The 12,595-nt window shown below is 47.2% G+C and carries 14 protein-coding genes; 5 read left to right on the top strand and 9 right to left on the bottom strand.

All coding sequences use genetic code 11. From position 1 onward, the window contains the following. Positions 1 to 495, top strand: a 495-nt coding sequence (locus tag J0895_RS19310) for an energy-coupling factor transporter transmembrane component T family protein (protein WP_242541421.1), incomplete at its 5' end; no start/stop codon positions are given. Here J0895_RS19310 and J0895_RS19305 read toward each other — a convergent pair. Beyond that, complete coding sequence (locus tag J0895_RS19305; protein ID WP_207089631.1) at positions 490 to 1,452, bottom strand: ion transporter; 963 nt, start codon at positions 1,450 to 1,452, stop codon at positions 490 to 492. The genes J0895_RS19310 and J0895_RS19305 overlap by 6 nt on opposite strands. 66 nt (positions 1,453 to 1,518) lie before the next feature. Between J0895_RS19305 and J0895_RS19300 the strand changes: the two genes are divergently transcribed. Next, complete coding sequence (locus J0895_RS19300; RefSeq protein WP_207089630.1) at positions 1,519 to 2,358, top strand: energy-coupling factor ABC transporter ATP-binding protein; 840 nt, start codon at positions 1,519 to 1,521, stop codon at positions 2,356 to 2,358. A gap of 331 nt (positions 2,359 to 2,689) precedes the next feature. Beyond that, positions 2,690 to 3,043, top strand: coding sequence for a phage holin family protein (locus J0895_RS19295; protein ID WP_207089629.1), 354 nt, complete (start codon positions 2,690 to 2,692; stop codon positions 3,041 to 3,043). A gap of 78 nt (positions 3,044 to 3,121) precedes the next feature. Here the strand turns inward: J0895_RS19295 and J0895_RS26505 are convergent, their stop codons facing one another. Continuing rightward, positions 3,122 to 3,256 (bottom strand): hypothetical protein, encoded by a 135-nt coding sequence (locus J0895_RS26505; RefSeq protein ID WP_277989868.1) that lies wholly within the window; start codon positions 3,254 to 3,256, stop codon positions 3,122 to 3,124. A gap of 63 nt (positions 3,257 to 3,319) precedes the next feature. Here J0895_RS26505 and J0895_RS19290 point away from each other — a divergent pair, with 63 nt between their 5' ends. Further along, entirely contained in the window at positions 3,320 to 3,844 is a 525-nt protein-coding gene (locus tag J0895_RS19290) for a hypothetical protein (RefSeq protein ID WP_242541420.1), read from the top strand. 434 nt (positions 3,845 to 4,278) lie between these two features. Here the strand turns inward: J0895_RS19290 and J0895_RS19285 are convergent, their stop codons facing one another. From J0895_RS19285 to J0895_RS19270, 4 genes are all read right to left on the bottom strand, one after another. Continuing rightward, complete coding sequence (locus J0895_RS19285; protein ID WP_242541419.1) at positions 4,279 to 5,451, bottom strand: DNA cytosine methyltransferase; 1,173 nt, start codon at positions 5,449 to 5,451, stop codon at positions 4,279 to 4,281. A gap of 255 nt (positions 5,452 to 5,706) precedes the next feature. Next, positions 5,707 to 6,531 (bottom strand): ABC transporter permease, encoded by an 825-nt coding sequence (locus J0895_RS19280; RefSeq protein ID WP_340643556.1) that lies wholly within the window; start codon positions 6,529 to 6,531, stop codon positions 5,707 to 5,709. A gap of 36 nt (positions 6,532 to 6,567) precedes the next feature. Then, positions 6,568 to 6,789: a DUF167 family protein gene (locus J0895_RS19275; RefSeq protein WP_207089627.1), complete on the bottom strand. Its 222-nt coding sequence runs from the start codon at positions 6,787 to 6,789 to the stop codon at positions 6,568 to 6,570. A gap of 3 nt (positions 6,790 to 6,792) precedes the next feature. Beyond that, entirely contained in the window at positions 6,793 to 7,233 is a 441-nt protein-coding gene (locus J0895_RS19270) for a cupin domain-containing protein (RefSeq protein ID WP_207089626.1), read from the bottom strand. Between the two features lie 135 nt (positions 7,234 to 7,368). Here J0895_RS19270 and J0895_RS19265 point away from each other — a divergent pair, with 135 nt between their 5' ends. Then, positions 7,369 to 7,605: a hypothetical protein gene (locus J0895_RS19265; RefSeq protein ID WP_207089625.1), complete on the top strand. Its 237-nt coding sequence runs from the start codon at positions 7,369 to 7,371 to the stop codon at positions 7,603 to 7,605. A 13-nt stretch (positions 7,606 to 7,618) separates the two neighbouring features. Here the strand turns inward: J0895_RS19265 and J0895_RS19260 are convergent, their stop codons facing one another. The 3 genes from J0895_RS19260 to J0895_RS19250 all read right to left on the bottom strand — a co-directional run. Next, a complete protein-coding gene (locus J0895_RS19260) occupies positions 7,619 to 8,218 on the bottom strand; it encodes a DJ-1/PfpI family protein (protein ID WP_207089624.1) in 600 nt (199 codons plus the stop codon). Positions 8,219 to 8,378: 160 nt separating this feature from the next. Next, the gene (gene petN, locus J0895_RS26840; protein WP_015151762.1) at positions 8,379 to 8,468 is read right to left on the bottom strand and encodes a cytochrome b6-f complex subunit PetN; all 90 of its coding nucleotides are present in this window, start codon (positions 8,466 to 8,468) and stop codon (positions 8,379 to 8,381) included. Positions 8,469 to 8,680: 212 nt separating this feature from the next. After that, positions 8,681 to 12,595 (bottom strand): calcium-binding protein (locus tag J0895_RS19250; RefSeq protein WP_479724810.1); only part of this gene is annotated, 3,915 nt, incomplete at its 5' end.

Here is a 12,595-nt window from a genome sequence, read left to right as displayed (position 1 = left end):
GGGCCGATTGCTCTATATCAAGAAGGAACTCTGGCAATGGTAGGCATTGGTAGTCGGTTTTTAGCCATTATGACCCTGTCTCTGGTTCTGTTTGGGACGGCTTCTTTTTTGACCACGATTAGATCCCTGCGATCGCTCGGTCTGTCTCCAATTTTAACCGATATGATGGTGCTGTTTTATCGGTATTTATTTGAACTGGGCGATCGCCTGCATACGATGCAGTCTGCCATGGGGTTGCGCGGGTTTAAACGCACCCGCCTCACCCCGCGCGCTTTACAAACCTTTGCCTCGGTTGCTGGCACGCTTTTAGTCCAAAGTCATGAACAATCGGAACGGATTTATCAGGCAATGCGATTGCGCGGTTATGGTCAAAAAACTGTTCTTTACCAGATTCAGCCTTGGTATCTCAAAGATGCAGTAGGTTTAGGATTAGTCCTGAGTCTTGCTGGGACTTTTATGGTGGCGGAATTTTGGCTATCTTCGGGGGGTTTATAATTTAAACTTCCGAGAGGCTTCTTCATACAAAGACAAGGCTAAATCTCGGATTAGTTCTTCATTCTCAAAACTATCGCCAAATTTAGTTTTCGCCATTTCAATACAGGTTTTCATCACATCCGATGACCGATCCAGATGATGGGCGATCGCCACCCATTCCGCATCTTCCCACAGATATAAATTGGGAGTTGCCCTCTGTTCTACCTTTTTGCGTTGCAGTTCCTCGGAAAATCCAGCCGCAACAATCCCCGCAGGCAATGCAAACAATCCAATCCCAATAAACGCCAAAGTTGCCCCAAATAATTTACCCAAAGGAGTCACCGGATACAGATCCCCATACCCCACCGTGGTTAATGTCACCACTCCCCACCACATCGCCGCCGGAATACTTGGAAAGGCCTCCGGCTGTTCCTGACTTTCGGCAAAGAACATCAAACTAGAGGCAAAAATCAGTAAAATGAAGACCGTAAACAAGGTCATGATTAATTCATTTTTTTTAGAATCAATCACTCGCAGAATGGTTTGGAGGGCTTCCGAGTAGCGAATTAATTTCAGGAGTCGCAATAGGCGCAAAACATTAGCAAATTTTATCGAGCGAATAAGAGGAAATAATAACATCAAATAAAACGGCAAGATTGCCATTAAATCAATCACCACTAACGGCGTCATCCCATAGCGTAATCGTCCCCACACCGGATGAGCATATCGCGGATCGGCGGTACAACACCAAAGTTGGATAATATATAATAAAGTAAAGCAGGCCACGGCCACAAGTTCGATTTCATCAACAAATAGTTTAAAATTAGAGGTGATAAATGTCGAAGTTTCTAAAATAAAAACCGTGACATCTAAAACAACTAACAGACTCACAGCCCAGTCATCAACTTGGCTTAATAAATCCGTCGGGTCCGAGGATTCGAGAATTTGATAAACTCTAGCTTTTATGGATTGGCTCATGATGTGTAATTTAGCTCATGACGCTTAAAACAAATAACCGCACTATTAGAAATACTATCATATCCGATGAAAGAACAGATAGAACCCTTAACCTCTAACAACCTCGCCGAAAATCTCCCGGAAAATGATTTAGAAGTCTCATCGAATTCTCCTGGGATAGAACAGGAGAATGTGGCGATCGCCATTCATGAACTCGGCTTCTCTTACCCCGATAAAGCTGATGTTTTACAAAATATCAGTCTGCGAATCCACCCGGGCGATCGCGTCGGATTGATTGGGTCCAATGGTGCAGGCAAAACCAGTTTATTTTTATCCATTTGTGGCATTCTCCAGCCGATTTCCGGCCAAATCACCCTCTTAAATCGCCCCGTCATTCCCGGTGAATTCCGTCCCGAAATTGGCTTGGTGTTTCAAAACCCAAACGATCAGCTATTCTCTGCTTCCGTCTGGGATGATGTTGCCTTTGGACCGCAAAATATGGGACTATCTGGGTCAGAATTGAGCGATCGCGTTAGAACCGCCCTCGACTTAACAGGAGTCCAGGACCTAGAAACTCGTCCCCCTCACCATCTTTCCGGAGGACAAAAGCGCATGGTGGCGATCGCCACAGTTCTAGCCATGCAACCCCAAATTATCCTCTATGATGAACCTAGCGCCAACCTCGATTTACGAGCCCGTCGGCGTTTAATCCACTTTTTGCAAGCATCCCAGGAAACACTACTGATTTCCTCTCACGACTTAGAACTGATTCTCGAAGTGTGCGATCGGGTCATTCTCATGGACGAAGGACGGATCATCACCACTGGCAGTCCCGATATCGTCATGGCAGATGCACCCCTGATGGAAGCACATGGTTTGGAAAAACCCCACTCCCTCCTCCACCATCGCCCGCTTCATCACCCCTAATTGGAGACTCTGCCATCCGAATTCCCCCAATCATTCGGACCAGAAACCGGGTTTTTGGCCCTAATTTCTGGCTAATTAGCTAGAATTTTGTCAAGAAACCCGGTTGTCTTCCCTCTACTGTAGCCACCCCTCAAGGAAATCGGGCGATCGCCTCAGTTCTATAAATTTTCTGTATCAACCCCAAGAAACCTCTACCCAATAGTCTGCCGTCTGTATAACAATTCCCGGGAGTGCGGATTTTCCCTGCAAAGACAGAATATTCAATAGTCCAAGCAGAAATCAAGCTTTCCCTGTATCATAAACCTTTAGCCAATCAATAGGAGCCATTCTCATGGATCTCGTTAGCTTGCTCATTACCTGGATCATCACCTCAATCAGCTTGTTTATTATTTCTAAACTGCCCACCGGCGTAGAAATAGATGGATTTAACAAAGCCTTAATTTCCGCCGCCGTCTTTGGCGTTTTAAATGCGCTGATTCGGCCAATTTTAGCAGTTTTAGCCTTCCCAATTACCTTCCTCACCCTGGGATTATTCAGCATTATTATCAATGCGATTATCTTTGGATTAGCCGCTTGGTTAGTGACTGGATTTCGCCTGCGGTGGGGATTTTGGAGTGCTATCATCGGGACCTTAGCCCTCAGCTTTATCAACTCCATCCTGTTTGCCATTTTGGGAATGTTTTAATCCCGAACCTGGGAATATTGCCTCGCCTAACTTCCCCCTAAATTTGGTAAATACAAGAGCGATCGCCTCCGGCCTAACTTAAAACAAAGACAATTGTCGATACTCAGGCATCTCCTTTTCATCCCAACTGGGCGATCGCTTTTCTGTCCCGTTCTCCCAAAACCGAATCCCCGCATCTAAACAGTCCAACGCCTGTCTAACATTCCTCGGCAATTAATTACCTGAAAGCTGCTATAATTGATAAACTAAATTTTTTATAATTAAGTATATGAAGGCATGACCTTCTTCTCTTTGTCTGGATTAGAAAAACTAAGTATAGAATTGTCCTTAAACTTGCGCTCAGAGCAGAGGCGGGCTTATTGTAGAAGGGTTAGTGAAGTTGCTCCTCCTGTATTAGAATTTCTGGCGATCGCGCCTTCTCCAACTCAAGAACAAATTAGCCAAGCTGTAAACTTTGTAAAAAGCAAAAACAAGAAAACTTGTCAAGTGACTGGTGCTTCTAGAGATAAATATAACAAACTAATTGAAGTGGTTGGTCATCATCTTTATGACAAAAATGCTTATCATTTTCTCAGCGCCGATCCAGATAACATATTAACAATTGATAAAAGACTGCATGAAGATTTTCATCAATGGAATGGAGGAACCCAAAAAACTTGTACAATCGATGACTTCATTGATTATGTGGAGTGGCTCTATCCCGACAAGCATGAATTAATCTTAACCTTGCATAATAAGCGAATAGTTCTAATGATTAAATCGCCTCAATTACAACGGACATTACCTGAAAGTAAAGATTAAGTTCTGGCTAGTGTCCTTAGTTTATTGCCATCCGGATCTAGCGGTTTCAGCAACCTATGACAGCATAGGGATTTTCGGGGGCTAACTTGCTCAAAAAATGGAAAAGAAAATATCGAGGGGTATCGGCAAAAGAAGGGTGGTTTATCGCTCCAAACTATCCCAGTCTGCGCTTCAAAAATGTGCATCCAGAGCTTCCGATTTACTCGGGTCTGGATTAGCAAAAGCTATTGAGCAGTCGGTCAATTGGAAGGAGATACAGTGATCTGGTTTTGGGTAGGTTCACATACCGAATACGACAAGTTGCTCTAGCCGTTATATAGGTCACTCTAAATGAATTAGGGTAATAAACTCATATTTAGCCCGCCCAGGTGGACTGAGTTCATGTAGACACCCCTAGAGTGGGTAAACACAAAAGAGATCGCCCCTCTTTTAACTTAAAATAAAGACAATTGTCGATACTCAGGCATTTCGTTTGAATCACGACGGGGCGATCGCTTTTCTATGCCGTTCTCCCCAAACCGAATCCCCGCATCTAAACAGTCTAACGCCTGTCTAACATTCCGGGCCAACTGTTGAGCAAACTTAACCGGAACGGCATTCCCAATCTGTAGATGAATATCCCGTTTATTCCCCCCCATAAATACCCAATCATCCGGAAAGGTTTGTAATCGTGCATATTCCCGATGGGTAAAACTCCGAATTCGCGACGCCTCAATTCGCCACAAAGGAACCGTCGATTGAGAATTTCTAACAAACTCACCATTGACTCGATCTTTTTCATACCGTCCCGCCACGATATTTCCCTGCGCCCACCCCCAAATTGTTGCTGAATCTATCGCTGGAAAGGGTGCATCGTAGGACCGAATGGGATGACCATCCGATGCTGTTCTGGATAAGCGGACCGGCAAAACTTCCTCCTCTAAATTAAAGGAATTGCCCGTTTCTCGATGCACTTTACTCTTAAATCCCCATTGCGGATTATGGTTCGGGAGTTCCTTTCCTTCCTCTCGGGCTAAATCGTAAATAAAGTCTCGAATTGTGGTGAGTTCCCCCGGTTTTGGCAACTCATATCCCAGGGGTAAATTATCTTTAAATCCGATAAAAATAAACCGACGCCTCGTTTGAGGAACCCCATAATAGCAGACCTTGAAAATATCAGAAACTACCTGATAGCCCATCTGGTTTAACTCTTGGATAATGGTTTCATTAAAGGGTAAACCCGTCAGAGGCGATCGCATCGTTCGCAAATTCAATACATTTTCAATCAAGACAATCCGAGGCTGACAAATTTTTGCAATCCGAATCACCTCTTTATACAGTAAATTTCGGGGGTCATTTTCTTGGCGGTTTCCCCCCAAAGAAAATCCTTGACAAGGAACCCCAGCCAGCAACACATCCGGTTGTTCCGATAATTGGGGAGAGTAGGAACGGACATCCTGTAATTTGACATTCCATTGGCTTCTATTCTGTTGCAGGGTTTGAACAGCCCAAGGATTGATATCAATGGCTTCTAAGACGCGAAATCCCTCCAGTTCAAACCCTAAATCTAATCCCCCTGCACCCGCAAATAGACTCAAAACTGAATAAGGATATTTTTTGGAACTCATGGGTAACGATGGAGGAGAGAAGAGCAATTGTAGTGTGGGCAGTGCCCACCCTACAATTGCTCATATTTAGCGCGCCTATGCGGGCTATTTTGATGTAACCCAATCCTTAAGGGTAAGGGTTTTCTAATCTTGCCCTATCAAGGTGATAAATTTGATGACGAAAAATCCTGATTTCACGTAGGGGCGCAATGCGCAGGCCCTGAATTGGGCCTGCGCATTGCGCCCCTACAAATAAACCTTGACAGGGCTAGTTTTCTAATCCTGCTGATTGGCAAACTGACGCGCCCCGATAATCGATAATCCCAAGGCAACGATCGCCAGAACCACAATACTATACCAGGGAAACTGGCTCATATCATAAGCTGCTGCCCTTAATCCAATACTGGTATAGGTCAAAGGCAACAGATAAACCACAACTTTTAACGCCGCTGGTAATTGCGTTGGGTCAAAAAAAGTAGCGCCTAAAAAAGACATGGGAACAATGATAAAATTATTATAAATCCCCACACTTTCTAAGGATTTGACCGTTAATCCCACCAAAACTCCCAATCCCGAAAATACGGCACAATTTAGCAGCAACAACAGTAAAAATAGGGGGTTGAGAAAACTCCAAATTTTGCCGGTAAACAGAATCGCAACGACAAGGACGGAACCGGATGTCATCAACCCTCGCAAAATTCCCGCCATCATTTTGCCCAAATATAAGGAAAGAGGATGAATCGGCACCAGCAGCATTTCTTCAAAGTTTTTGGTAAATAAGCGTTCCCCACAAATGGAAAATACCGTCCCGGCAAAACATATTGTCATGGAGGAAAGGGCGACCATTCCAGGTAACATGAATTCTAGGTAACTATTTCCCCCACCCATGCCCGATCGCATGGTATTTCCTAACCCTAAGCCAAATGCTAGGATATAAATCAACGGAGAAACCAGTCCCGAGGCGGCCACTTGGACCACTCGCACCCGTAAATCAAGCCAGTCTCCCCATAAAATGGTGATGCTATCCTGCCACAGGGTGGATAGGGGCGATCGCAATCCCTTAGAAGTTGATACTGTTTTTAGTTTGAGTTCAGATGCCACAATACCCGCTTGTTGTCTTATTTTCCTTCTTCAGTTTTACAACACTTCCACGACTTTATTTCGAGAAGAAAAACCCGATTTAATCACAATCGCTGATTTGTGAACCTCAAATTTATCTGCCAACAGTTTGATTAACTCTGCATTCGCCTTGCCATCAACCGGAGGGGATTTCAGACGAACTGTCAAACTGCCATCGGGTTCTTCTGTAATCTGCTGTTGTTTAGAATTCGGTTTAACTTTAATTCGATATAGCGGCACAGTTTAAGCGACAACAGGACTAGCAATCTGATCCAACGCCGATCGCGCGGCAACTAAATCATAGGGAATCCGGGGTTTCATCGGGCGATAATCTCGGGGATTGGGGTCTCCATTTCGCAAGACTGCATTCACCACCAGACAGGGTTCATCGCTGAAATTAATCGCACTATGGGGAACCCCAGGAGGAATGGTGACCACTGCCGGATAGCGATCGCTCAAGGCAATATAGCGATATTGACGATTCTGTAACACTATTAACACAAAACTGCCCCGGACCACCAGCAATTGATCCGTCTGAAAACGGTGAACGAATAAATCATCACAGGTCCGCGCTTTCACCTGGACTAACATGGTTTCATGACTGGACTGGGGGGTATAAAACTCAGTCATGCCAGACTGCATGGTTTCTAAAAGCTGAACTTGAACAAATTGAGTTAAACTCATGAATTTTTCTCCATCGGGTTTCTTATGCTTCTGATTATGACGCGGTTTTTAATAAATTTTTGTAAATACCGTCACCAATTTACCTAAAGTATGGTATAGAAGGCTGCAAAGGACCAAAATTAAGAGGAATCCATCATGACTCAGCAACATCCCCATCCCAAGCGTCGCCCGGATCTCACTGGATGGATTGTCCGATTTGTCTGTGGGGCGATCGCCGGAATATTTATCGCCATTTTCTTGATTTGGGATGGGATGACTGCCGGAGGTGCGATCGCCTGGAGTTTAGGATTAGGGACCCTATTCGGGCTATGCGCGGCCCAATGGGGCGATCGCTTTTGGCAATTTCTGGGGCGATGGTGGGGGTGGTTTTAAGCTGGATTTAGGATTAAACTGCTGTTAGGTTGCGATGTTCGATTTTAGTGCCTAACACCTTGAGAAATTCAGCCAACCAAGCGGAATGAGCGGGCCAAGCGGGGGCCGTGACCAGATTCCCATCGACGATCGCCTCATCTACTGCGATCGCCACATAAATCCCCCCAGCGCGAGTCACATCGGGACCACAGGCGGGATAAGCAGTGCAGCGTTTCCCTTGCAGAACATCCGCCGCCGCCAACAGTTGCAATCCGTGACAAATCGAGGCGATCGGCTTATTTTCCTGAGCAAAATGACGGGTAATCTCCAAAACCCGCTGATTCAGGCGAATGTATTCCGGCGCACGTCCACCGGGAATTACCAAGGCGTCATAAGTCGCAGGATCCACTTCTGCAAAGGTCGCATTCAGGGCGAAATTGTGACCCGGTTTTTCGCTATAGGTTTGGTCACCTTCAAAATCGTGAATGGCAGTCCGAATCGTTTCCCCGGCAGCCTTATCCGGACAGACGGCATGAACGATATGGCCCACCATTTGCAGCGCTTGAAAGGGCACCATCACTTCATAGTCTTCAACATAATCGCCCACCAACATTAAAATCCGCTTTCCAGTCATGTTCAGACTCCTTGGCAAAATTTAATAGGCAAAAACCGACGGGGGTTAAAACCCCCGTCTAACAACTTAAGTCGGTTGAAACCGACTGAACGTCTTATTTTTAGTCGGTTTTAACCGACTTTAGCTATTAGGCGGGGGTTTTAACCCCCGCCGGATGTTGCTAGAAACCGTTGCGGCCCCAAATCACCATCGAGATGGAGAAAGTAAAAACACCTAAAAAAGCAGCCCAACCTACAGTCAGAATATCCATAGTCTTATTTCGCCAGTCATGATCACAAAGGATTTCAAATGTTAATCATACGTCAAAGCGGGACGGAATGGACTGCAAGGGCGAGGGAGGGTTTCTCCGGGATGGGTTGGGTAGACCCTCGAACAAGGCAGTCCCTCGACCCGAGGAGCTTCTCCGGGGTGCCTTTTTGGTGGGTGCGTTACAGCAAAAGCGATAACGCACCGTTCACTCAATTAGACGAAACTGAAGTAACTCTCTTGCAAATTCAGGTCAGAAACATCCTGAACGATCGCAATCAAATCCTCGCGATCGCCTTCCTGGCGGTAAATCGCCATTCCCGCGAACATTCCTTCTGGGGAAACAGCAAGGCGATAGTCAGCAGCCGACCCGTGCAACTGGATCTTATCTTCAGCGATCGCAAAATCGGCGATCACTGCATAATCATTCAGTCCCGTCTCGGCATCCACCCCGCTATCGTAGTAGGTGCGGTTGGCATCGCCGAGAACGAAGGTATCGCTACCCAGATCTCCAATTAGGCGATCGACCTCACCCACTCCCGGATTGGCAGCATTGACATTCACTCCGATGAGAATATCGTGACCCGCATCGCCAAACAGGATGTCATCTCCTTCCATCCCTGCGATCGCATTCGATCCCCGCGTCCCCAGAATAATATCCGGAGTTGCAGAACCCATCATCTCACCACCGATTCGACCTTCCGCCATGCCGTACATCATATAATGTTCGTACCCGCTGCCGAAGATGCCATTTTTCACCGCTTCATCCACATCGGCGTGGTTGGGGAGGTAGTAGCTGTCGCTATAGGCCATACTGGGAGCGCGACCCTCCACCATCCCGAAGCCAATAAAGTGTTCCATCGCACTGCGGAAGATGCCATTCTCCACTGCTTGGGAAACATCGGCATTTTGCATGAGATAGTATTGCGAGTCAAAGGTTTGTGCGAGAACCTCGTAGGTCGAGAGGGTATTGCCACCGGATGCCAACTCCCCAACCACCAAATGTTCCAGTCCGTTCGCATAACTGCCTTGACCCACTGCTGCAGCAGCATCGGGGTTTTTCCACAGATAGAACATCTCCAAATCTTTGAAGGCATCGCTGGGGAAGCGACCTTCGGCGAAACCGAACTTGATAAAATGTTCAAACCCACTGCGGAACGTGCCGTTGGTTACGGCTTCTGCCACATCGGTGTTTTGTGAGAGGTATTCAGTACCAAACATCTCGCTAGGTGCGCGACCTTCAGCGAAACCAAATGCGCCGAAGTGTTCTGCTGCACTGCGGAATGTGCCGTTTTCCACCGCCGCAGCCACATCGGTGTTTTGTGCCAGATAGTATTCGGCATCGAAGAACCGGAGGAAGAGATTTTGGTTGAAATCGAGATCGCTTTGTGCCAGAGTGTTGCTGTCTCCACTGTTAACCCCTTCGCGGTTGGAAGGCAACGCTTGGGGAAGCAACGGTCCGAGTTCCGAGTTAATGAAGCCAGTCGGGTTGCCACCTTCAATGGTAGGGTCCTCAAACACGGGACGCACGGTGGGATTCTGGGCGAAGGCATTCGCCATCTTCTCTTGGATGGCTTCCCGAGTATTTTGTGCGAGGAACTGTTCTACGCTAACGGTTCCTGCGGCGAGTTTTGGCAAACTCGAAGCGATTTCACCCTGTGCTACTGACTGCAAGCGAGCAATGTCAGTGGCTGCATCGGTTAAAGATTTTCCACTGCTGACAATTTCTTCAACCTGTTGATTGCCTAACGCCATGATTTGCGACGCTGCCGAGACAACCGAGGCAACCTGGGAGGAGTTGAGGGTCGGTTCTGCCTCCGCAGCAAATGCGATCGCCGAGTTGACAATGGCTTCGATTTCCGATTGTTGGGTTAAGTCTACGGGAGTGCCGCTACTGAGGCGATTTGCGATCGCTTTTATTGCTGCATAGCCAAGCTGCATCAAGGGTATTTCACTCACTCCCTCAATTAACTTCGCCGTCTGCACGATTGTGTTTTGCACCTGAATCATCGCGGCAAACACCGTCAACCCATTGGCATCACCATTCGCCATCGCCTCCAGGGGATCGTAGTTCTGTAAATCTACTCCAGCAGGCAGTCCTAACGCGGCTTTTACCTTCGCTTGCACCTCTGCCAAATCCATCCCTTGCTCCACTAACTGCGCGATCAGAGTGGTTAACGGTGTGATCACCGTGGCATCAAATGTAGAAGTCAAAGGCGTCACCAGAGGCAAATAGGTGGAAACATCGATCCCGTCTCCCATGACGATCTTGCCTTCGGTGACATCGATTTCGCCATTTTGGTTGGTGTCGAATTTTTCCAACTCCACCATCAGATCGAAACTGCCATCGGGATTAGTAATCGCAAACGGTTCAACTTCTGCATCCCAAACCCCGTTAAAGTTGGCATCGAAGAACACCGTGCCTGCACTAATGTAGCCATCAATGGCGCGACTGCGACGAGTCGGACCCGAACCCAGACGGAATTCGGCTAGATTGTAGGTAGCCAACCGTTTTTCCCAAACAGGATTCCAATTGGAGAATGGAAGCCTTCCGTAGACTCCCCCATCTAGGAAGGCATCCACCTTGCCATTGATCTCAAACATTGACAGAGGATTACTGATGCGGGAGATAATTTCCGAACCTCGCACCTTACCATCACTGGTTCCATTTTCTTCCCCAACGTCGATCAGATCGAGTTTTGCCGTTCCCTTAACTCCGCCCTTGAGAGAGGCTTTGGCCACTGCTACACTGAGATTAGCAGCTGCCCATATATCGGCGGTGAGTTTGAGTTCGTGGACATCTGGCCCCGTGCCATCTGCATTTTGCCGATCGCTCACGTAGAAGCCATCGAAGATTTTGTAGGAATCTGCCGGGGCGAAATCGGTATTTTTCCACTGAGTTAGTCCGTAAGTATCAAAGCCAAAACCTAGGTTTGTCTTAGCATTAAAGTTGCCTCCCACTTCGCCGTTAATTCCGACTCCGAAAACGCTATAGAGCGGGAATTCTTGTTGAAATCCGAAATCTATGTCCAACTTCGGCATTTGGTAAGCAAATAACGTGGCATCTTTCCCTAGCAGCAGGTCAATCGCTGTGAGCGGGTTGCTCAGAATCGGGAAACTCAGCCCTTCAATGCGGTTCAAAGCTCCGAGGAACTGGGCGATTTTGCTATTCCCAGCTTTGGATTTAGCTTGTTCCTCGGGCGAACTCGCTGCTTCTGTGGTAGTCGTTTCGGCTTGTTTCAGATCGGCGTTCGGATCGGTGGCATCGAATTTGACTTCATAACTCCCCAAGTCGATTTTAATCGTGCCTTCCTGGTCGGATATTTCTTTAAGCAAGTCGCTGACTTGAGCGATCGTGCCTAGAGCTTCCAAGAAGCGAGTATCCACCTTTTTCCGGGCGATAGTAGCACCGGCTTCTACCAGGGTGACTTTGCCATCATTATTTTGGTCGAAAATCTTTCTTAATCCCTCGATTTGCGACAACGGAGAAACATCCCGGGTGAGGGTATCAATTACCGGACGAACGGGATCCACCACATCATTGACAGTGGTGATAATCGGTTTGGCAAAGTCAGTGACAAACGTTCCCAAGTCAAGCTGCATATCGTTGAACGCCAGGGTGGGTTTTTGCGGCCCACTCCACTTCCCGTCTTCGTACTTCAAGACCGGGAATTCCGCTTTCAAATCGAAGTTAAATGAGGGGATCGCCGCACTTCCCTCAATGCTGGTTACCGCTTTCAGACCCAGGTTGGCTTTGGTATCTAAAGTGGTAGCAAATAAATCCGTGAGTTTGTAGTCGCCTTTGAGTTCTGAAAAGGTCAGTCGTTCGCCATCATCAACGGATTCTGGCAAGTTGTCGATATCTTGGAGTTTGACTTTGAATTCGGCACCAATTTTGGTGGGGTCGTCAGCATTGTTCTCCAGGTCGAGTTGCAAGAATGCTGCCGTCCCGGTGGCTTTGAAATCATCGCTTAAACCGAGGCCAAGCTCGAAACCGAGTTCGGTGTTTTCCGTATCGAAATAGAAGCCGGAGTCCTTGTTATACCCAAATCCCAGGGAGAGTTGATACTCGAATGCACTATCGGCAGACCCTTCGGCTTTTATTCCGAATGCAGGGAAGCCAAGCGTGCC

The organism is Phormidium pseudopriestleyi FRX01 (genome assembly GCF_017313335.1).
In the GTDB taxonomy this organism is placed as follows: Bacteria; Cyanobacteriota; Cyanobacteriia; order Cyanobacteriales; family Laspinemataceae; genus Laspinema; species Laspinema pseudopriestleyi.
The sequence above is the reverse complement of the archived record's forward strand: the minus strand, read 5'-3'. Positions and strand labels throughout refer to the sequence as shown.

Coding starts and splice junctions, on each gene's coding strand:
- J0895_RS19305 (WP_207089631.1), bottom strand. CDS start 1,452: ATGAGCCAATCCATAAAAGCTAGAGTTTATCAAATTCTCGAATCCTCG.
- J0895_RS19260 (WP_207089624.1), bottom strand. CDS start 8,218: ATGACTGGAAAGCGGATTTTAATGTTGGTGGGCGATTATGTTGAAGAC.
- petN (WP_015151762.1), bottom strand. CDS start 8,468: ATGGATATTCTGACTGTAGGTTGGGCTGCTTTTTTAGGTGTTTTTACT.
- J0895_RS19285 (WP_242541419.1), bottom strand. CDS start 5,451: ATGAGTTCCAAAAAATATCCTTATTCAGTTTTGAGTCTATTTGCGGGT.
- J0895_RS19290 (WP_242541420.1), top strand. CDS start 3,320: ATGACCTTCTTCTCTTTGTCTGGATTAGAAAAACTAAGTATAGAATTG.
- J0895_RS19270 (WP_207089626.1), bottom strand. CDS start 7,233: ATGAGTTTAACTCAATTTGTTCAAGTTCAGCTTTTAGAAACCATGCAG.
- J0895_RS19295 (WP_207089629.1), top strand. CDS start 2,690: ATGGATCTCGTTAGCTTGCTCATTACCTGGATCATCACCTCAATCAGC.
- J0895_RS19265 (WP_207089625.1), top strand. CDS start 7,369: ATGACTCAGCAACATCCCCATCCCAAGCGTCGCCCGGATCTCACTGGA.
- J0895_RS19300 (WP_207089630.1), top strand. CDS start 1,519: ATGAAAGAACAGATAGAACCCTTAACCTCTAACAACCTCGCCGAAAAT.